This is a genomic window from Cupriavidus taiwanensis (assembly GCF_900250115.1).
GTDB classification, from domain to species: domain Bacteria; phylum Pseudomonadota; class Gammaproteobacteria; order Burkholderiales; family Burkholderiaceae; genus Cupriavidus; species Cupriavidus taiwanensis_B.
Genome location: NZ_LT984803.1, coordinates 1,945,376 through 1,964,856, shown reverse-complemented (window position 1 = coordinate 1,964,856; position 19,481 = coordinate 1,945,376). Strand labels below are relative to the sequence as shown.

17 protein-coding genes are annotated in these 19,481 nt (G+C 69.2%); all 17 read left to right on the top strand.

Going from position 1 to position 19,481, the window contains the following annotated elements:
* Positions 1 to 23: 23 nt before the first annotated feature.
* The 17 genes from CBM2586_RS09270 to CBM2586_RS09190 all read left to right on the top strand — a co-directional run bounded on the left by CBM2586_RS09270 (position 24) and on the right by CBM2586_RS09190 (position 19,425).
* The gene (locus CBM2586_RS09270) at positions 24 to 2,168 is read left to right on the top strand and encodes a D-(-)-3-hydroxybutyrate oligomer hydrolase (RefSeq protein ID WP_115687296.1); all 2,145 of its coding nucleotides are present in this window, start codon (positions 24 to 26) and stop codon (positions 2,166 to 2,168) included.
* On the top strand, positions 2,168 to 3,049 hold the full coding sequence (locus CBM2586_RS09265; RefSeq protein ID WP_115687295.1) for a MaoC/PaaZ C-terminal domain-containing protein: 882 nt from the start codon (positions 2,168 to 2,170) through the stop codon (positions 3,047 to 3,049). Before CBM2586_RS09270 ends, CBM2586_RS09265 begins: the two co-directional genes overlap by 1 nt.
* Before the next feature lie 247 nt (positions 3,050 to 3,296).
* The gene (gene clpB, locus CBM2586_RS09260; RefSeq protein WP_115687294.1) at positions 3,297 to 5,885 is read left to right on the top strand and encodes an ATP-dependent chaperone ClpB; all 2,589 of its coding nucleotides are present in this window, start codon (positions 3,297 to 3,299) and stop codon (positions 5,883 to 5,885) included.
* A 260-nt stretch (positions 5,886 to 6,145) separates the two neighbouring features.
* A complete protein-coding gene (locus CBM2586_RS09255) occupies positions 6,146 to 6,688 on the top strand; it encodes a ferritin-like domain-containing protein (RefSeq protein ID WP_092308920.1) in 543 nt (180 codons plus the stop codon).
* Positions 6,689 to 7,093: 405 nt separating this feature from the next.
* The gene (locus CBM2586_RS09250) at positions 7,094 to 8,098 is read left to right on the top strand and encodes a sulfate ABC transporter substrate-binding protein (RefSeq protein ID WP_115661899.1); all 1,005 of its coding nucleotides are present in this window, start codon (positions 7,094 to 7,096) and stop codon (positions 8,096 to 8,098) included.
* 73 nt (positions 8,099 to 8,171) lie between these two features.
* Positions 8,172 to 8,795, top strand: coding sequence for an NADPH-dependent FMN reductase (gene ssuE / locus CBM2586_RS09245; protein ID WP_115661900.1), 624 nt, complete (start codon positions 8,172 to 8,174; stop codon positions 8,793 to 8,795).
* Between the two features lie 158 nt (positions 8,796 to 8,953).
* Positions 8,954 to 9,982: a sulfonate ABC transporter substrate-binding protein gene (locus tag CBM2586_RS09240; RefSeq protein WP_115687293.1), complete on the top strand. Its 1,029-nt coding sequence runs from the start codon at positions 8,954 to 8,956 to the stop codon at positions 9,980 to 9,982.
* A gap of 30 nt (positions 9,983 to 10,012) precedes the next feature.
* Positions 10,013 to 11,185, top strand: a complete 1,173-nt coding sequence (ssuD, locus tag CBM2586_RS09235; protein WP_115661902.1) for an FMNH2-dependent alkanesulfonate monooxygenase — start codon at positions 10,013 to 10,015, stop codon at positions 11,183 to 11,185.
* Positions 11,186 to 11,199: 14 nt separating this feature from the next.
* Complete coding sequence (gene ssuC / locus CBM2586_RS09230; protein WP_115661903.1) at positions 11,200 to 12,003, top strand: aliphatic sulfonate ABC transporter permease SsuC; 804 nt, start codon at positions 11,200 to 11,202, stop codon at positions 12,001 to 12,003.
* Between the two features lie 36 nt (positions 12,004 to 12,039).
* Positions 12,040 to 12,951 carry an ATP-binding cassette domain-containing protein gene (locus CBM2586_RS09225; RefSeq protein WP_115687292.1) on the top strand — a complete coding sequence of 304 codons (912 nt, stop codon included), beginning with the start codon at positions 12,040 to 12,042 and terminating at the stop codon, positions 12,949 to 12,951.
* A 184-nt stretch (positions 12,952 to 13,135) separates the two neighbouring features.
* A complete protein-coding gene (locus CBM2586_RS09220; RefSeq protein ID WP_115687291.1) occupies positions 13,136 to 14,002 on the top strand; it encodes an EAL domain-containing protein in 867 nt (288 codons plus the stop codon).
* Entirely contained in the window at positions 13,999 to 14,670 is a 672-nt protein-coding gene (locus CBM2586_RS09215; RefSeq protein ID WP_115661906.1) for an RBBP9/YdeN family alpha/beta hydrolase, read from the top strand. Before CBM2586_RS09220 ends, CBM2586_RS09215 begins: the two co-directional genes overlap by 4 nt.
* A 155-nt stretch (positions 14,671 to 14,825) precedes the next feature.
* The gene (cysT, locus tag CBM2586_RS09210; RefSeq protein ID WP_115687290.1) at positions 14,826 to 15,788 is read left to right on the top strand and encodes a sulfate ABC transporter permease subunit CysT; all 963 of its coding nucleotides are present in this window, start codon (positions 14,826 to 14,828) and stop codon (positions 15,786 to 15,788) included.
* Between the two features lies 1 nt (position 15,789).
* Positions 15,790 to 16,731, top strand: coding sequence for a sulfate ABC transporter permease subunit CysW (gene cysW / locus CBM2586_RS09205; RefSeq protein WP_115687289.1), 942 nt, complete (start codon positions 15,790 to 15,792; stop codon positions 16,729 to 16,731).
* On the top strand, positions 16,728 to 17,840 hold the full coding sequence (locus tag CBM2586_RS09200) for a sulfate/molybdate ABC transporter ATP-binding protein (RefSeq protein WP_115661909.1): 1,113 nt from the start codon (positions 16,728 to 16,730) through the stop codon (positions 17,838 to 17,840). The genes cysW and CBM2586_RS09200 overlap by 4 nt, the downstream gene beginning before the upstream one ends.
* Entirely contained in the window at positions 17,837 to 18,781 is a 945-nt protein-coding gene (locus tag CBM2586_RS09195) for a CysB family HTH-type transcriptional regulator (RefSeq protein ID WP_115661910.1), read from the top strand. Before CBM2586_RS09200 ends, CBM2586_RS09195 begins: the two co-directional genes overlap by 4 nt.
* 242 nt (positions 18,782 to 19,023) lie before the next feature.
* Positions 19,024 to 19,425: a terminase gene (locus CBM2586_RS09190; RefSeq protein WP_115687288.1), complete on the top strand. Its 402-nt coding sequence runs from the start codon at positions 19,024 to 19,026 to the stop codon at positions 19,423 to 19,425.
* Positions 19,426 to 19,481 lie beyond the last annotated feature (56 nt).

Here is a 19,481-nt window from a genome sequence, read left to right as displayed (position 1 = left end):
CGGGGCGACAGAAGGAGGTTGACATGCAATCCACGCAGCATTCGCCGCGGCGGCGCCGCGGTCTCAGGCTCACGGCGCTGGCGGCGGCCGCTTCGATGCTGGCCGCATGCGGTTCCGGCGACGACGACAACGGCAATGGCGGCAAGCCCAATACCAAGCCGGCCTACATCGGCGCGGTCACCGTCAGCAGCTATGACGGCGCCACCGATGACCTCCTGACCGCCGGCCTTGGCAAGGACGGGCTGGCCAGCAGCACCGCGCCGCTGCCGCTCAACCCCACCGCGCCCACCGCGGCCGAACTGCGCCGCTATGCGATCTATACCAACTATCGCGCCATTGTCGATACCAGCGCCGGCGGCGGCTACGGCTCGCTCTATGGCCCCAACGTCGATGCGCAAGGCAATGTCACGGCGTCCGAGGGCAAGGTCGCGGGCGTGGAGTACGTGGCATATTCGGACGACGGCTCGGGCCAGCAGAACGTGACCATGCTGGTGCAGATACCGGCCACCTTCAATACCGCCAGACCGTGCCTGATCACTGCGACCTCGTCGGGCTCGCGCGGGGTCTATGGCGCCATCGGCACCGGCGAGTGGGGCCTGAAGCGCGGCTGCGCGGTGGCCTATACCGACAAGGGCACCGGCGCCGCGCCGCATGACCTCGATACCGACACGGTGGCGCTGATCGACGGCACCCGCACCACGCGCGCGGCCGCCGGCACCAACGCGCATTTCGCCGCGCCGGCCGGCGCCACCTCGCTGGCGGAATTCACTGCCGCCAACCCGCACCGGCTGGCTTTCAAGCACGCGCATTCGCGGCGCAACCCGGAGAAGGACTGGGGCAAGTTCACGCTGCAGGCGGTGGAGTTTGCGCTGTGGGCCATCAATGACCGCTTCGGCGCCGTGTCGGCCAACGGCACGCGCCAGCGCACGCTGGACCAGGACAAGGTGCTGGTGATCGCATCGAGCGTGTCCAATGGCGGCGGTGCCGCCGTAGCCGCCGCCGAGCAGGATGCGGGCGACCTGATCGATGGCGTGGCGGTGGCCGAGCCCAACCTGAACATGCCGCCCAACACCGGCATCGTGGTGCGTCGCGGCGCGGCGCAGGTGGCGGCCTCGGGGCTGACGCTGTACGACTACACCACCACGGCCAACCTGCTGCAGCACTGCGCCGGGCGCGCCACCGCGCTGACCCAGGCGCCGTTCTACACCAACCCGACCATGGCGCCGTTCTTCGCCGCGCGCTGCCAGACCCTGGCCGAGAAGGGACTGGTCACCGGCGCCAACACGGACCAGCAGAGCGCCAGCGCGCTGCAGGCGCTGCGTGCCGCCGGCTGGGAAGCCGAATCGGACGACCTGCATCCGTCGCTGGCCGCGTTCGACGTGGCGGCCGCGATCTCGGTCACCTACGCCAACGCCTATGCGCAGGCCAGCGTCACCGACCGGCTGTGCGGCTACAGCTTTGCCGCCACGCTGACCGACCTGAAGCCGGTCGCGATCGCACCGGCCGCGCTGGCGTCGATGTACGCGACCGGCAACGGCGTGCCGCCGCAGGCGCCGGTCCAGCTGATCAACGACCGCGATCCGCAGCACGGGCCCTACCTGAACCTGCCCTCCGTGTCCGCCTCGACCCAGCGCGCCGACCTCAATTACGACGGCGCCAGCTGCCTGCGCAGCCTGCTGACCGGCTCCGATGCGGCGGCGCTGGCATTGCAGGCCGGCCAGGCGCTGACGCTGCGCAACGGCAACCTGCGCGGCAAGCCGGCGCTGATCGTGCATGGGCGCAGCGACGCGCTGCTGCCGGTCAACCACACCTCGCGCCCCTACCTTGGCCTGAACCGCCAGCAGGAGGGCGTGACCAGCAAGCTGTCCTACGTGGAGGTCGAGAACGCGCAGCATTTCGATGCCTTCATCGGCGTGGTGCCGGGCTACAGCAACCGCTATGTGCCGCTGCACGTCTACCTGAACCGGGCCCTGGACGCGGTCTACGACAACCTGACCACCGGCAGGGCGCTGCCGCCGTCGCAGGTGGTGCGGACCACGCCGCGCGGGGGCACCCTCAACACCCCGGCGCCGGCGCTGCTGTCGTCCAACGTGCCGCCGTTCGCCGCCACGCCGGCGCCCGGCAATGCCATCACCGTCAACGCCAATACCGTACAGGTGCCCGACTGATGCACGACGACCCGCCGCGCGTGCTGTCGCAGCGCGATTTCGACCGCTTCGCCGCGCTCTCGCGCGACGACAACCCGATCCACTGCGATCCGGCCTTTGCCCGTGGCACGCATTTCGGTGCCACGGTGTCGCACGGCATGTTGCTGTTCGCGCTGCTGTGCGCGCATAGCGCGCGGCAACTGCCGGGACCGGCTTTGCCGGTCGCGCAGACGCTGATGTTTCCGGCGCCGGCTTTCGTCGGCGATGCGGTGCGGTTTGCGCTGTCGGCGCAGCCGGCGCCCGCCGGGCTGGCCGCCTACGCCACCACGGTTAGCAGTGCGGGCGGGTCCGGCCAGGCGCCGCGGGTGACGGCGGTGGGCGAGTCGCGCTGGCTGGCCGACGCGTGTCCTGCCGCGCTCGCCGGCCTGCCAGACCGGGCGGACCCGGTTGCGCGGGACGGCGACGCGGCCCTGTACGGCCTGCGTCCGGGCCAGCAGGCGGCCGCGGTGCGGGCCTTCACCGCGGCGGACCTGGACGAGTACATCGCGCTCACCGGCGATGCCAACCCGTTCCACGCCGATGCCGGCTTCGCCCGCGCGCGGGGCTTCGCCGGCCCGCTGGTGCCGTTGCCATTGCTGGCCGGCATGTTTTCCGACCTGCTCGGCACCCGGCTGCCCGGCCGCGGTACCGGCTGGATGAAGCAATCGCTGCGGCTGGCGGCGCCGCCCCGGCTCGACGAGCCGCTGACGGCGCGGGTGCGGATCGTGCGGCTGCGCGCGGACAAGGACCTGGTCAACCTTGCCAGCGTGGTCACCGGCGCGGACGGCCGGGTGGTAGTGCAGGGCGAGTCGCTGGTGCTGGTGCGCAACCTGGCGGACAAGGGCGCCGACCGCGCCGCGTAGCGGGCCCGCGTATCCCGCGTATCCCGCGTATTGCGGGCATCACATCGCGCCACGCCGGCAGGCCGGCGCCGCGCAATGCCGGCCAGCCGCAACGCCGCACCGCATGCGGCCTTGAAATGTCACGGCAAAGCCTTATCTTTCGGTATGACATCGAGTGTCCGGCAGGGCATACGGGCGCGCCGGCAACCGCCGCCGGCGCCAGCGCCCGCGCATCAGGACACGACCTTATCCGAGAGAGGGAATCCTTATGCGTCTAGACAAGCTGACCACCCGGTTCCAGGAAGCGCTGGCTGATGCGCAAAGCCTGGCGCTGGCCAACGACAACCAGTACATCGATCCGCAGCACGTGCTGCGTGCCCTGCTGGCGCAGGACGACGGTGCCGCCCGCGCGCTGCTGGCGCGCGCCGGCGCCAACGTGCAGGGCCTGCAGACGGCGCTGGACGCGGCCATCAAGCGCCTGCCGCAAGTGCAGGGCACCAGCGAGGTCCAGATCGGTCGCGACCTGGTCAACCTGCTCAATGCCACCGAGAAGGAAGCGATCAAGCGCGGCGACCAGTTCATCGCCAGCGAGCTGTTCCTGCTCGCCGTCGCCGACGACAAGGGCGACGCCGGCCGCATCGCGCGCGAGCACGGGCTCAACCGCAAGTCGCTGGAATCGGCGATCCAGGCCGTGCGCGGCGGCGATTCGGTCAACAGCGCCGAGGCCGAAGGCCAGCGCGAGGCCCTGAAGAAATACACCATCGACCTGACCGAGCGCGCCCGCATCGGCAAGCTCGATCCGGTGATCGGCCGCGACGACGAAATCCGCCGCGCGATCCAGATCCTGCAGCGCCGCACCAAGAACAATCCCGTGCTGATCGGCGAGCCGGGCGTGGGCAAGACCGCCATCGTCGAAGGCCTGGCGCAGCGCATCGTCAACGGCGAGGTGCCCGAGAGCCTGAAGAACAAGCGCGTGCTGGTGCTCGACATGGCCGGCCTGCTGGCCGGCGCCAAGTACCGCGGCGAGTTCGAGGAGCGGCTCAAGGCCGTGCTGAACGACGTCGCCAAGGACGAGGGCCAGACCATCGTCTTCATCGACGAGATCCACACCATGGTCGGCGCCGGCAAGGCCGAGGGTGCGATCGACGCGGGCAACATGCTCAAGCCGGCGCTGGCGCGCGGCGAACTGCACTGCATCGGCGCGACCACGCTGGACGAGTACCGCAAGTACATCGAGAAGGACGCCGCGCTCGAGCGCCGCTTCCAGAAGGTGCTGGTCGACGAGCCGAGCGTCGAGGCCACCATCGCCATCCTGCGCGGCCTGCAGGAAAAGTACGAGCTGCACCACGGGGTCGAGATCACCGACCCGGCCATCGTCGCCGCGGCGGAGCTGTCGCACCGCTATATCACCGACCGTTTCCTGCCCGACAAGGCCATCGACCTGATCGACGAGGCCGCCGCGCGCATCAAGATGGAAATCGATTCCAAGCCGGAGTCGATGGACAAGCTCGAGCGCCGCACCATCCAGCTGAAGATCGAGCGCGAGGCGGTCAAGAAAGAGACCGACGAGGCTTCGCTGAAGCGCCTGGAGCTGATCGAGCAGGAGATCGCGCGCCTGGAGAAGGAGTACGCCGACCTTGACGAAATCTGGAAGGCCGAGAAGGGCGCCGCGCAGGGCACGGCCGCGCTGAAGGAAGAGATCGAGAAGATCAAGCTCGAGATCGCCAAGCTGCAGCGCGAAGGCAAGCTCGACAAGGTGGCCGAGCTGCAGTATGGCAAGCTGCCGGGCCTGGAAGGCAAGCTCAAGGCCGCGACCGACGCCGAAGCCAGCGAGCAGAAGCAGCCCAACAAGCTGCTGCGCACGCAGGTGGGCGCCGAGGAAATCGCCGAGGTGGTCAGCCGTGCCACCGGTATCCCGGTATCGAAGATGATGCAGGGCGAGCGCGAGAAGCTGCTGAAGATGGAAGAGCGACTGCATGGGCGCGTGGTCGGCCAGGACGAGGCCGTGCGGCTGGTGTCCGACGCCATCCGTCGTTCGCGTGCCGGGCTCGCCGACGAGAACAAGCCCTATGGCTCGTTCCTGTTCCTGGGACCGACCGGCGTCGGCAAGACGGAGCTGTGCAAGGCGCTGGCCGAGTTCATGTTCGATTCGGAAGAGCACCTGATCCGCATCGACATGAGCGAATTCATGGAGAAGCACAGCGTCAGCCGCCTGATCGGCGCGCCGCCGGGATACGTGGGCTATGAAGAGGGCGGCTACCTGACCGAAGCCGTGCGCCGCAAGCCGTACAGCGTGGTGCTGCTCGACGAAGTCGAGAAGGCCCACCCGGACGTCTTCAACGTACTGCTGCAGGTGCTCGACGACGGCCGGCTGACCGACGGCCAGGGGCGCACCGTGGACTTCAAGAACACGGTGATCGTGATGACCTCCAACCTTGGTTCGCAGATCATCCAGGCGATGACCGGCGAGCCGCAGGAAGCGATCAAGGGCGCGGTCTGGCAGGAGGTGCGCACGCATTTCCGGCCGGAGTTCCTGAACCGGATCGATGAGGTCGTGGTGTTCCACGCGCTCGACCAGAAGAACATCGAATCGATCGCGCGCATCCAGCTGCAGCGCCTGCAGGCCCGCCTGGCCCGCATGGACATGACGCTGGAGGTCAGCGACCATGCGCTGGAGAAGATCGCCAGCGCGGGCTACGACCCGGTGTTCGGTGCGCGGCCGCTCAAGCGCGCGATCCAGCAGCAGATCGAGAACCCGGTGGCACGGGCCATCCTCGAAGGCAAATTCGCCGCCAAGGATGTGGTGCCGGTGGACTATGCAGACGGGGAGTTCACGTTCGGGCGGAAGCTGGACTGAGGCCGATGCGCCCCCTGAACAGAGGGCGCCGCCAAGCGCTGCCGAATCATCCCTGCGCGAGAGCGCAGGGATTTTTTTATGCCGAGGCCGTGTAATGCGGTCCGCACGCGTGCAAATATTTCACGCGGCAATGCGCCCCGAAGCCCGCGGTCGCCAAGGAAATGCAGGCCGGTTTAAATGGCACCTTTTTTGCGTCACAAAAGGTTTGAGTTTCCCTACAAGGCGCTGCGCCCACGCAGCCCCATCCCCAGGAGCCCTTTATGAACGACAAGCCTTTCCTCACAGACGTCAAGACCCTGCGTGAGCGTGCCCGTCAGCACATCGACGAAGGGGCGGTGACCGCGGGCTACGCCGCCGACCGCGACACCGTGCTGAAGCTGTTGAACGACGCGCTGGCTACCGAACTGGTCTGCGTGTTGCGCTACCGTCGACATTACTTCATGGCCAAGGGGCCGAACTCCAAGAGCGTGGCCGATGAATTCCTGGCGCATTCGAATGAAGAGCAGGGCCATGCCGACCAGATTGCCGAGCGCATCGTCCAGCTGGGCGGTGAGCCTGACTTTGCCCCGGACGGCCTGACCAGCCGCTCGCATGCGGAGTATGTGGCCGGCACCTCGCTGACCGACATGATCAAGGAAGACCTGGTGGCCGAGCGCATTGCCATCGACAGCTACCGCGAGATCATCCAGTTCCTGGGCGAGCGCGACCCGACGTCGCGCCGGCTGATGGAATCGATCCTGGCGGTGGAAGAGGAGCATGCCGACGAGATGGCTGACCTGCTGAGCCGGCAGGGCGGCGGCTGACGGGATTGCCGCCCGCTTGATATTGGTCAAGCCGCGGCCGCGGCCGGCCCGATAAGATCTGCCCTGTCATGGAGATGCGGGGGCGCTCTTCATGACTTGTCTACCCGTTTCCAGAATGGAAACTTCGCCCGCACCGGTTTGCCGGTGCGGGCGTTTTCTTTGGTACGTGCCGCTTGCGCCACCTGCCGCCTGCGCGTCCCGGCCATCCGCGCCGGCGAGCACCCGGCGCGGGTATGCCCATATTTCCGCCGGATCTTATGCAGAAAACGGCGAAGGATCGGCGAAACCCTTCGTTCCGTTCGGATTGCCCCGTCGGTAGTCTTGCTCCTGACACCAGCCCGCCCGCCAGGCGGGCCACGCAAACAGGCGCGAGGCGCCATCCACGACAGACGGGAGCAACACAAGATGATTCGCAAACTGGCCATCGGCCTGGCCGTCCTGGCAGCAATCGGCGCGGCGCAGACCGCGGGCGCTGCCACCCTGCTCAACGTTTCCTACGATCCGACGCGCGAGTTGTATGTCGATGTCAACGCCGCCTTCGCCAAGGCCTGGAAGGCCCAGGGCGGCGACGCCGTGAACGTGCGCCAGTCGCACGGCGGCTCGGGCAAGCAGGCGCGCTCGGTGATCGACGGGCTCGACGCCGACGTGGTCACGCTGGCGCTGGGTTATGACATCGACGCCATCGCCGAAAAGGGCCTGATCAAGCCCGACTGGCAGAAGCGCCTGCCGCACAACGCCTCGCCGTACACCTCGACCATCGTGTTCCTGGTGCGCAAGGGCAATCCCAAGGGCATCAAGGACTGGGGCGACCTGGTCAAGCCCGGCGTGCAGGTGATCACCCCCAACCCCAAGACCTCGGGCGGCGCGCGCTGGAACTATCTGGCGGCTTGGGGCTATGCGCTGCGCCAGCCGGGCGGCAACGATGCCAAGGCGCGCGACTTCGTCGGCGAACTGCTCAAGCATGTGCCGGTGCTGGATTCGGGCGCGCGCGGCGCCACCACCACCTTTGTCGAACGCGGCCTGGGGGATGTGCTGATCGCGTGGGAGAACGAAGCCATCCTGGCGATCAAGGAGCTGGGCCCGGACAAGTTCGACATTGTCGCGCCGTCGGTGTCGATCCTGGCCGAGCCGCCGGTGGCGGTGGTCGACAAGGTGGTCGACAAGAAGGGCACGCGCAAGGCGGCCGAGGCCTACCTGCAGTTCCTGTACACCGAGGAAGGGCAGGAGATCGCGGCAAAGAACTACTACCGACCGATCTCGCAGAAGGTCGCGGCCAAGTATGCGGCCAATTTCCCGAAGGTAAAGCTGTTCACCATCGACGAGGTGTTTGGCGGCTGGCAGAAGGCGCAGAAGGCCCACTTTGCCGACGGCGGCTCGTTCGACCAGATCTACCAGCCCGGCAAGAAATAAACCACGAGACCGGCGTGCCGGGCCGCGTGGGGCGGCCGCGGCGCGACCGGTACATCAGAAGAAGGAAGCCCCGATGTCCATCCTGACGCTCTCCGGCAGCCCGTCGGCCCAGTCCCGCTCCGGTCTTGTGCTGGCGCACCTGCGCACGGCGCTCGAGGCTGCCGGTGAACGCACCCGCCATCTCGACCTGCGCGAGCTTCCCGCGGGTCCGCTGCTGGCAGCCCATGTGGACGACCCCGTCATCTCGGCCGCGGTGCATGCCGTGTCCGAGGCGCAGGTGGTGGTGCTGGCCACGCCGGTCTACAAGGCCGCCTACAGCGGCCTGCTCAAGGCCTTCCTGGATCTGCTGCCGCAGGCCGGACTGCGCGACAAGATCGTGCTGCCGATCGCTACCGGCGGCAGCCTGGCCCATGCGCTGGCGATCGACTACGCGCTGCGCCCGGTGCTGTCCGCGCTGGGCTCGCGCCAGGTCCTGCCCGGCATCTTTGCCGTGGACCAGCAGATCGAAGCGGTTGAAGCCGCCGGCACGCGCCGCGTGCGCTTCGATGCCGCGCTGACGGCCCGCCTGGACGAGGGCGTGCTGCGCATGCGCGATGCGCTGGCCCATTCCCGCATCGCGGTGCCGCTTGATGTGGTGCCCGGCGCCCATGCCCGGCGCGCCGCCGCGGTCGCGGTGGCCGAGCGATGTCCTGCCTGAACTGATGGATTGACTGTAGTGGCGCCGGCCAGCCCGGCGCAACGGCAGCGACGCCATGCCACCCGCCACGCGGGGCCGGCAGGGACGCTTGCTGCCGCAACCATCCTGGACATCGATCTGGCCCGCAGCACATCGGCGCGGGCCATGGAGGACATCACATGACAACGATCAACCCGCTGCGCACGGCAAACCAGCGCCGCCGCCTGATTACCGCCGCGCTGGTGCTTGCCACCGGCCTGGCCTACGGGCTGCTGCCCGGCCGCGCCCAGGCGCAGTCGAACAACATCGATCCCAAGGTGCTGCGTATCGGCTACCAGAAGTACGGCACGCTGACTCTGCTGAAGGCGCGCGGGACGCTGGAAAAGCGCCTGGCGCCGCAAGGCATCGCCGTCAGATGGACCGAGTTCCCCGCCGGGCCGCAATTGCTTGAGGGACTTAACGTCGGCGCCGTCGACTTCGGCACCGTCGGCGAGGCGCCGCCGATCTTTGCCCAGGCCGCGGGCGCGCAGCTGGTCTATGTCGGCAACGAGCCGCCGGCACCGGTGGCCGAGGCCATCGTCGTGCCCAGGGGCTCCGCGCTGCGTTCCGTGGCCGACCTGCGCGGCAAGCGCGTCGCGCTGAACAAGGGCTCGAACGTGCATTACCTGCTGGTGCGCCAGCTGGAGAAGGCGGGCATCCCCTATAGCGAGATCCAGCCGGTCTACCTGCCGCCGGCCGACGCGCGTGCCGCCTTCGAGCGCGGTGCCGTCGATGCCTGGGTGATCTGGGACCCGTTCCTGGCCGCGGCCGAGAAGCAGCTGGGCGCGCGCGTGCTGGCCGATGGCCGCGGCGCGGATGGCACGAACGTGGTCAGCAACCACCAGTTCTACCTGGCTTCGCGCCCCTATGCGCAGGCTCGGCCGGAGATCGTCAGCCTGATCCTGGATGAACTGGCCACGCTGGGCACCTGGGCGCAAAGGAATCCAAAGGAGGCCTCCACGGTGCTGAGCGGTGAGACCGGGCTGCCGGCCGATGTGCTCGCGCTTGCGGTCTCGCGCTTCTCGTACGGCGCGCGCCCGGTCAGCGCCGAGGTGCTGGCCGGGCAGCAACGCATTGCCGACGCCTTCCATTCCCTGAAGCTGATTCCCAAGCCGGTCAAGGTAGCCGATGCGCGCTGGGACGCGCCGCAGCAGCAGGCCAGGCGCTGACACGCCAGCGAAGAAGAACAGGAGCACGACATGCAAGTTTTCTGGTTCATCCCCACCCACGGCGACAGCCGCTACCTCGGCACTTCCGAAGGCGCGCGCGCGGTCGGTTTCGATTATCTCAGGCAGGTCGCGGTGGCCGCCGACACGCTGGGCTATGAAGGGGTGCTGATCCCCACGGGCCGCTCATGCGAAGACCCGTGGGTGGTCGCATCGGCGCTGGCTGCAGTGACGCAGCGCCTGAAGTTCCTGGTCGCGGTACGCCCGGGCCTGATGGCACCGACACTGGCCGCGCGCATGGCCGCGACCTTCGACCGCATCTCCAACGGCCGCTTGCTGATCAACCTCGTCACCGGCGGCGATCGCGCCGAGCTGGAGGGCGACGGCCTGTTTCTCGACCACAGCGCGCGCTACGAGGCCTCGGCCGAATTCCTGCGCATCTGGCGCGAGGTCCTGGCCGCCAGTCATGGCGGGGGCAAGGTGGACTTCGAGGGCGCACACCTGAGCGTGAAGGGGGCCACTGTCCTCTATCCGCCGCTGCAGCAGCCGCATCCGCCGGTGTACTTCGGCGGCTCGTCGGCGCCGGCACATGCGCTGGCCGGCGAGCAGGTCGATACCTACCTGAGCTGGGGCGAGCCGCCCGCGGCGGTGGCGCAGAAGCTGGACGACGTGCGCCGCCACGCTGCGCGCCACGGCCGCACGGTGAAGTTCGGCATCCGCCTGCATGTGATCGTGCGCGAAACCGAAGCTGCCGCCTGGGCCGCCGCCGATGACCTGATCAGCCGGCTGGACGACGAGACCGTGGCGCGCGCGCAGGCCGTTTTCGCCAACATGGATTCCGAAGGGCAGCGCCGCATGGCCGCGCTGCATGCGGGCGGCACGCGCCGCACGCGCGAAGCGCTGGAAATCAGCCCCAACCTGTGGGCCGGCGTCGGCCTGGTGCGCGGCGGCGCCGGCACCGCGCTGGTGGGGGATCCGCACACCGTGGCCGAGCGCATGCGCGAATACGCGGGGTTGGGCATCGACACCTTCGTGCTGTCCGGCTATCCGCATCTGGAAGAAGCCTACCGCTTTGCCGAGCTGGTGTTCCCGCTGCTGCCGCGCTCGGTGCGCGCGAAGCTCGACACGCTGCCGGGCAAGGTGCTGTCGGGTCCGTTCGGTGAAGTCATGGCGACCGGCATCGTGCCGCGCGCCGCGCAGAGCTAAAGTGGAGGACAGCCATGAACGCCCCTCAGTCATCTCCGCCGCGCCAGGCGCCGCAGGCACTGGCGCGCGCAGCGGCTCCGTGGATCGTGCCGGTGCTGCTGATCCTCGCATGGCAGCTGGCCTCGCAGAACGGCTGGCTTTCCAGCCGGGTGCTGCCGGCCCCGCTGGCGGTGGTGCAGGCCGCGTGGGAACTCGCGCGCTCCGGCGAGTTGTGGCGGCACGTCGGCGTCAGCACCTGGCGTGCGCTGGCGGGCTTTGCCGTCGGTGGCGGGCTGGGCCTGCTGCTGGGGCTGCTGACCGGCACCTTCCGCACCGCGGCCACGCTGCTCGACAGCACGCTGCAGATGGTGCGCAACATCCCGGCGCTGGCGCTGATCCCGCTGGTGATCCTGTGGTTCGGCATCGACGAGAGCGCCAAGCTGTTCCTGGTGTCGCTGGGCGTGTTTTTCCCGGTCTACCTGAACACCTACCACGGTATCCGCTCGGTCGACGCGGGGCTGGTGGAAATGGCGCGCAGCTACGGCTTGTCCGGCTGGGAGCTGTATCGCGAAGTCATCCTGCCCGGCGCGCTGCCGGGCATCCTGGTGGGCGTGCGCTTCGCGCTCGGGTTGATGTGGGTGGTGCTGATCGTGGCGGAGACCATCTCCGCGCAATCGGGCATCGGCTACATGACCATGAATGCGCGGGAGTTCCTGCAAACCGACGTGGTGCTGGTGGGTATCCTGCTCTACGCCCTGCTGGGCAAGCTGGCCGACTGGCTGTCGCGCGGGCTGGAGCGCTACTGGCTGCGCTGGCATCCGGGCTACGCCGCGGCCTGACCGGCCCGGCACCCCAATCAAGGCAAGGAGATCGAGATGCAGATGTATCCGGTGGAACAGGCGGCCCTGGCCGAACTGGAAGCAGGCCTCGCCCGCCGCGAGGCGGCCCGGCCGGTGGCCGAGGCGCCGCGCACGGCGGGCGGCGTGGCATTGCACGTGCGCCAGGTGGTCAAGCGCTACGACGGCCGCGAAGTGCTGCACAACGTGGCGCTGGACGTGGCGCCGGGCGAGTTCCTGGCGATCGTCGGGCGCAGCGGCTGCGGCAAGAGCACGCTGCTGCGGCTGGTGGCGGGGCTGGAAGCTGTCGATGGCGGCGGCATCACCGTGGATGGCGACGCCGCTGCCAGCGGCCGCGCGCGTCAGGCCGATGTGCGGGTGATGTTCCAGGACGCGCGGCTGCTGCCGTGGAAACGCGTGCTGGACAACGTGGCGCTGGGCCTGCCGCGCGCACGCCGCGCCGAAGCGGCGCAGGTGCTGGCGCAGGTGGGGCTGGCCGAGCGCGCGCAGGCGTGGCCGGCCCGGCTGTCCGGTGGCCAGCGCCAGCGCGTGGCGCTGGCGCGCGCGCTGGTGCACCGCCCGCAGCTGTTGCTGCTCGACGAACCGCTGGGCGCGCTGGATGCGCTGACGCGCATCGAAATGCAGGCGCTGATCGAATCGCTGTGGCGCCGGCTGGGCTTCACCGCGCTGCTGGTCACGCACGATGTCGCCGAAGCGGTGGCGCTGGCCGACCGCATCGTGCTGATCGAGGACGGCCGCATCGCCATGGACACGCGCGTGGCGCTGGCGCGGCCGCGCGAACGCGGCGCCGCGGGCTTTGCGCAACTGGAAGCCGAGGTGCTGCAGCGGGTGATGCGGCCGGCGCCGCCGGCCGGGAGCGCTGGTGCGCAGGCCGCCGCGCCCGCTGCACCCGCTGCACCCGCGCCGCTGCATGTGAGCTGGGCGGCCTGACCGCAGCGCGCCCGGCCCGGCTTGCACCTTAGCGCCGGGCGGCGCATATCGACGCTCTTTATTCTTCATACGCCGGGGCCCGCCAGGCTCCTATCATGAGCAGGGGACGGCCGCTGGCGTCGCGCTTGCCCCCATCACCAATCAGACCTCCGGCCCGAGCGGCCCGGTCAACCCAAGGATCACCATGCCAGGCGAGCATGAACCCACGGGCGCGGCATCCGCGCTCCAACGCTATCTCGAATCGCTGCCGGGCCAGCCGCTGGCGGACCGGCAACTGTGGCGCGATGCGCGCGGGCAGGTGCAGGGCCAGTTCTTCAACTGCTCGCTGACCAGCGCGTTCGAGCCGCTGGTCACGCTGGCGGACCGGCAGGTGGTGGCGCATGAAGGCGCCATCCATACCTACGCCGAGGACGGCGTCGGCCTGGCGGCGTGGAAGCTGTTCGCGATGGCGGCGGACGATCACACGCTGGTGTCGCTGGACCGGCTCTCGCGCCTGTTGCATGCCATCAATTACTTTGCCGCGGACGGCGCGCACAAGCTGGTGCTGAACGTGCATAACCGGCTGCTCGCCGCGGTGGCCGACGACCACGGCGCGGCCTTCCGGCGCGCGCTGCAGTCGCTGGGATTGCCGCTGGAGCGCTGCGTGATCCAGGTGCCGGCCAGCGCCAATGATGATCTCGGGCTGCTGCTGCATGTGGTGGGAAATTACCGTCGCAATGGCTTCGCGGTGAGCCTGCAGGCCTCGGATCCGGCGGAGGCGGGCGCGCTGATGGCGCATGCGCTGCCAGACTGGCTCAAGCTGGACATGCGCCGCACCTGGACCGACCGCCAGCTGTCCGGCCTGCGCGCCAGCGCCGCCAGCGCCGGCGTCACCCTGATCGGGCGGCGCCTGCAGGACGCCGAGAGCATCGAACGCCTGCAGGCCGCCGGCATCGGCCTGGGGCAGGGCGCCTTTGCCGGCGGGCTGGTGAGCGCGGCCGGCCTGCGCGCGCTGGAGGGGGCGGCTACGCACGCCGCCCGATCGCATGCACTGAGTGAGGAGCCGGTATGACGCCATCGGACAGGACCGTGTCAGGCCGCGCCACGCGGCTGGAAATTCCCCGCCACCTGCAGGTGCTGACGGTGCCCGGCTTGCACGGCAGCGGCCCGGGGCACTGGCAGAGCCGCTGGGAACAGCAGTTTCCGGACTGGCAGCGGGTCGAGCAGCATGACTGGTCGCGCCCGAGCCTGCCGCTGTGGGCCGAGCGCGTTTCCGAAGGGGTGATGCGGGCCCGGCGCGTGGCCGCGCGCGGCGCCGTGCTGGTGGCGCACAGCTTTGGTTGCCTGGCGGCGCTGCGCCAGGCGGCGCTGGACCCGGTCGGCATCGCCGGCGCGTTGCTGGTAGCGCCTGCGGATCCGGACAAGTTCGGCGTAGCGGCCTTGCTGCCCGCCTACCGGCTGCCGTTCCCGACCATCCTCGCGGCCAGCCGCAACGACCCTTGGATGCCGCAGCGCACCGCCTTCTCGTGGGGCACGCTGTGGGGCAGCGAACTGGTCGACGTGGGCCATCTCGGCCATATCAACGCCGACTCTGCATTGGGCGAGTGGCCGGAAGGCCTCGCGCTGCTCGATACGCTGGTGCAACGGATCGCCCAGGCCGGGGACATCGGCGCTCCAAGTGCTTCATCAACCCCTTGGGAGGCGGGCGTGGAAGTCGCGCCGACGGTCCCTTATATCTAAACCGTCTAAGAAAATTCATAAAGATTCGTTCTTTTTATAAAGACGGCTCTGCAAAATCTGTCTCGTAGGCCGGCGCATGCGCCGGCGCCATAAAGAATGGCGTGCCGGACCGGGCCACCAGGCCCTGGCAGCGCACCGCTCACAGACGAGACGACATGCCTCCATCCATTTCCCTGGCCGACGCGCCGCCGCCGGCGGCGCCCCGCGCGCCCGAGTCCGGCGCCGCGCCCGCGCCGCGCCGGCCGTCCACGCAGCGCTTCACCGTGCTGCCGGGCTTCGGCCTGTCGCTCGGCTTCACCCTGTTCTACCTGACGCTGATCGTGCTGGTGCCGCTATCCGCCACGTTCCTGAAGACTTTCACGATGACGTGGGACGCGTTCTGGAACTCGATCACGGCGCCGCGCGTGGTGGCATCGCTGCAGCTGAGCTTCGGCGCGTCGCTGATCGCGGCCATCGTCAATACGGTGTTCGGGCTGATCGTGGCATGGGTACTGGTGCGCTACCGCTTTGTCGGCAAGCGCCTGATCGATGCGCTGGTCGACCTGCCGTTCGCGCTGCCGACCGCGGTGGCCGGCATCGCGCTGACCGCGCTGTTCGCCGGCAACGGCTGGATCGGCCGCTACCTGGAGCCGCTCGGCATCAAGGTCGCGTTCACGCCGCTGGGCGTGGTGGTGGCGCTGACCTTTATCGGCCTGCCGTTCGTGGTGCGCACGGTGCAGCCGGTGCTCGAAGATGTCGAGCAGGAACTGGAAGAGGCCGCCGCCAGCCTCGGCGCCAACCGGCTGCAGACCTTCCGTCGCGTGATCCTGCCGGCGATCCTGCCGGCGCTGCTGACCGGGTTTGCGCTGTCGTTCGCGCGCGCCACCGGCGAGTACGGCTCGGTGGTGTTCATCTCGGGCAACATGCCGATGGTGTCCGAGATCGCGCCGCTGATGATCTATTCCAAGCTGGAGCAGTACGACTACGCCGGCGCCACCGCGGTGGCGGTGGTGATGCTGGTGATCTCGTTCGCGCTGCTGCTGCTGATCAACCTGCTGCAGGCCTGGACGCGCCGCCACCAGTCGGGTGCGCGCGCCGCGCTGGCCGTCAAAGCGCCCGCCACGGGCAAGGAGTCCTGAGATGGCCGGAGCAATTTCGGCACGCCTCGGCGGCCACGGCAGCGCCAGCGGCCATCATCGCTTCGACGCCACCGGCGAGGCACCATGGGTGCGCTACACGCTGATCGCGTTGGCGGTCCTGTTCCTGACGCTGTTCCTGTTCGTGCCGCTGGCGTCGGTGTTCTATGAAGCCTTGCGCAAGGGTGTGCAGACCTACTGGGAAGCGCTGGTCGAGCCTGACGCACTGGCCGCGATCCAGCTCACGCTGACGGGGGCGGCGATCGCGGTGCCGCTGAACGTGGTGTTCGGCGTGGCGGCGGCATGGGCCATCGCCAAGTTCGATTTCCGCGGCAAGCACCTGCTGATCACGCTGATCGACCTGCCGTTCTCGGTGTCGCCGGTGATCTCCGGCCTGGTCTACGTGCTGCTGTTCGGCGCGCAGGGCTGGCTCGGCCCATGGCTGGAAGCGCACGACATCAAGATCATGTTCGCGGTGCCGGGCATCGTGCTGGCCACCATCTTCGTGACCTTCCCCTTCGTCGCGCGCGAGCTGATCCCGCTGATGCAGGCGCAGGGCAGCGAAGAGGAAGAGGCGGCGATCGTGCTGGGCGCGTCGGGCTGGCAGACCTTCCGCCATATCACGCTGCCCAATATCCGCTGGGGCCTGCTGTACGGCGTGATCCTGTGCAATGCGCGCGCGATGGGCGAGTTCGGCGCGGTGTCGGTAGTGTCGGGCCATATCCGCGGGCTGACCAACACCATGCCGCTGCACGTGGAGATCCTCTACAACGAGTACAACTTCGCGGCCGCGTTCGCGGTGGCGTCGCTGCTGACCCTGCTGGCGCTGGTGACCCTCGGCATCAAGACGCTGGTGGAGTGGCGCGCCCGCAAGGAAACCGAAGAGGCCGCGCCGGAGCGGCCGCTGGCAACCCTGCCGGCATCAGTGCAAGGACAAGCATCATGAGCATCCAGGTCAAGAACGTAGAGAAGCGCTTTGGCGATTTCGTCGCGCTGGACAAGGTCTCGCTCGATTTCGACGAGGGCGAGCTGACCGCGCTGCTGGGGCCATCCGGCTGCGGCAAGACCACGCTGCTGCGCATCATCGCCGGCCTGGAGCGCGCCGATGCGGGCCAGATCGTGCTGGCCGGGCGCGATGCCTCGGACCAGCACGTACGCCAGCGCCAGGTGGGCTTCGTGTTCCAGCACTACGCGCTGTTCAAGCATATGAGCGTGTTCGAGAACGTGGCCTTCGGCCTGCGCGTGAAGCCGCGCGCCGAGCGCCCGAGCGAGGCGCAGATCCGCGAAAAGGTGCGCGCGCTGCTCGACCTGGTGCAGCTCGACTGGCTCGCCGAGCGCTACCCGGCGCAGCTGTCGGGCGGCCAGCGCCAGCGCATCGCCCTGGCGCGCGCGCTGGCGGTGGAGCCGCGCGTGCTGCTGCTCGACGAACCCTTCGGCGCGCTCGACGCCAAGGTGCGCAAGGAACTGCGCCGCTGGCTGCGGCGCCTGCACGACGAGCTGCATGTGACCAGCGTGTTCGTCACGCACGACCAGGAAGAAGCGCTGGAAGTGGCCGACCAGGTGGTGCTGATGAACCGCGGCCGCGTCGAGCAGTACGGCTCGCCCGAGGCGGTCTACAACCATCCGGCGACGCCGTTCGTGTTCGGTTTCCTCGGCAACGTCAACCTGTTCCACGGCCGGCTCGAAGTGGGGGAGAGCGGCGGCCTGCTGCATACCGGCGAGGCGGTGCTGCCGGTGGTCGGCAGCGGCCACGAGACCGCCGGCGACGCGGTCGCCTATGTCCGTCCGCACGACCTGGACCTGGAGCGCTATGCCCCCGGCGCCGACGGCATTGCCGTGACGCTGCGCCGCGCGCTGACGCTGGGCCCGGTCGCCCAGCTCGAACTCGAGCGCGAAGACAACCAGGACCTGATCGAGGTGGCGCTGCCGCTCGAGCGCTTCCGCCACGCGGGCTTTCGCGAAGGCGAGCTGCTCGCCGTGCGGCCGCGCCAGCTGCGCGTGTTTACGCAGGCCCACGGCGCCGCCCCCACCCAAAAACAAGAGGCCGCACGATGAACTTCCAGCAACTCCGTTCGATCCGCGAGGCGGTGCGCCGCCAGTTCAACCTGACCGAGGTCGCCAACGCGCTCTATACCTCGCAACCCGGCGTGTCGCGCCAGATCCGCGAGCTGGAGGAGGAACTGGGGGTGGAGATCTTCGAGCGCTACGGCAAGCGCCTGACCGGGCTGACCGAGCCCGGCCGCGAGATCGTGCGCATCGTCGAGCGCCTGCTGCTCGAAGCCGAGAACCTGCGCCAGGCCGGCGACGAATACGCCGGCCGCCACACCGGCCGGCTCACCGTCGCCACCACCCACACCCAGGCGCGCTACGCCTTGCCGCGGGTGGTGCAGGCGTTCCGCCGCGAATACCCGCATGTGACGCTGGCACTGCAAGAGGCGTCGCCCACGCATATCGTCGAGCTGCTGCTGACCGGGCAGGCCGATATCGGCATCGCCACCGAGGCGCTGGCGACCGAGGCCGGGCTGACCTCGTTCGAGGCCTACAGCTGGCAGCACGTGCTGGTGGTGTCGCCCGACCATCCGCTGACGCGCCTGCCGGAACCGACGCTCGAAGACGTCGCGGGCTTCCAGCTGATCACCTACGACGCCGGCTTCACCGGCCGCCGCAAGATCGACAGCGCCTTTGCCGAGGCCGGGCTGCAGCCCGAGATCGTGCTGACGGCACTCGATGCCGACGTGATCAAGACCTATGCCGAACTCGACCTCGGCGTCGGCATCATCGCGTCGATGGCCTATGACCAACGCAAGGACTCCGGCTTGGTGCGGATCTCGGCAGACCACCTGTTCGCGCCCAACACCACCAGCGTGGCGGTGCGCCGCGGCGCCTACCTGCGCGGCTATGCGCACGCCTTCATCAACATGTTCGCACCGCACCTGTCGCGCGACACCGTGAGCAGCGCGCTGTCCGAGCAGGACCGCCAGGCCCTGGCCGCCTGATCCGGCGCGCGGCGCCCCCAGCACCCGCGGGGGCGGCGGATACGCCGTCCGCACCCCCCCGGTGCCGTTCGCACCCCGTGCCCGCCGTTCGTCGCAACGGACTTTCTTCCACCCCCGCCGCGCGGTACATTCCCTGCACGTGCCCGCACTGGCATTCCGGCCAGTGCCGCGTGTACCGCAGCGCAACAAAGTTTGCGCGCGGCCGCCGGCCGGCAAGGGCCGGGCAAGGGAGAGAGACCATCATGCGCGACCACGAACCGCTGCTGCACGGGCAGTGGCGCGGCAATGCCCGCAACCACCAGGATCCCCGCAACCTGCTGCTGCATATCGTGGCCGTGCCGATGTTCATGGCCGGCACCGTGCTGGGCCTCTATGGCCTGCTGCGCCTGAACGTGCCGGCGATCGCGCTGGGGCTGGTGTGCATGGGCATGTCGATGGCGCTGCAGGGTCGGGGCCACCGGCTCGAGGCCCATGCGCCGGAGCCGTTTGCCGGGCCGGCCGATATCGCCGGTCGCATCCTGGCCGAGCAATGGATCACGTTTCCGCGCTATGTGCTGTCCGGACAATGGTGGCGCGCGCTGTCGGGCCGCAGCATGGCGCCGGCACCCGCGCGGTCTGGCGACGCGACCGGGCAGGGTGGCTGAGCCACCGCCATGTCGCCGCTACATCACCCGCTGTATTGCGCAGGGCGAAAGCCGCG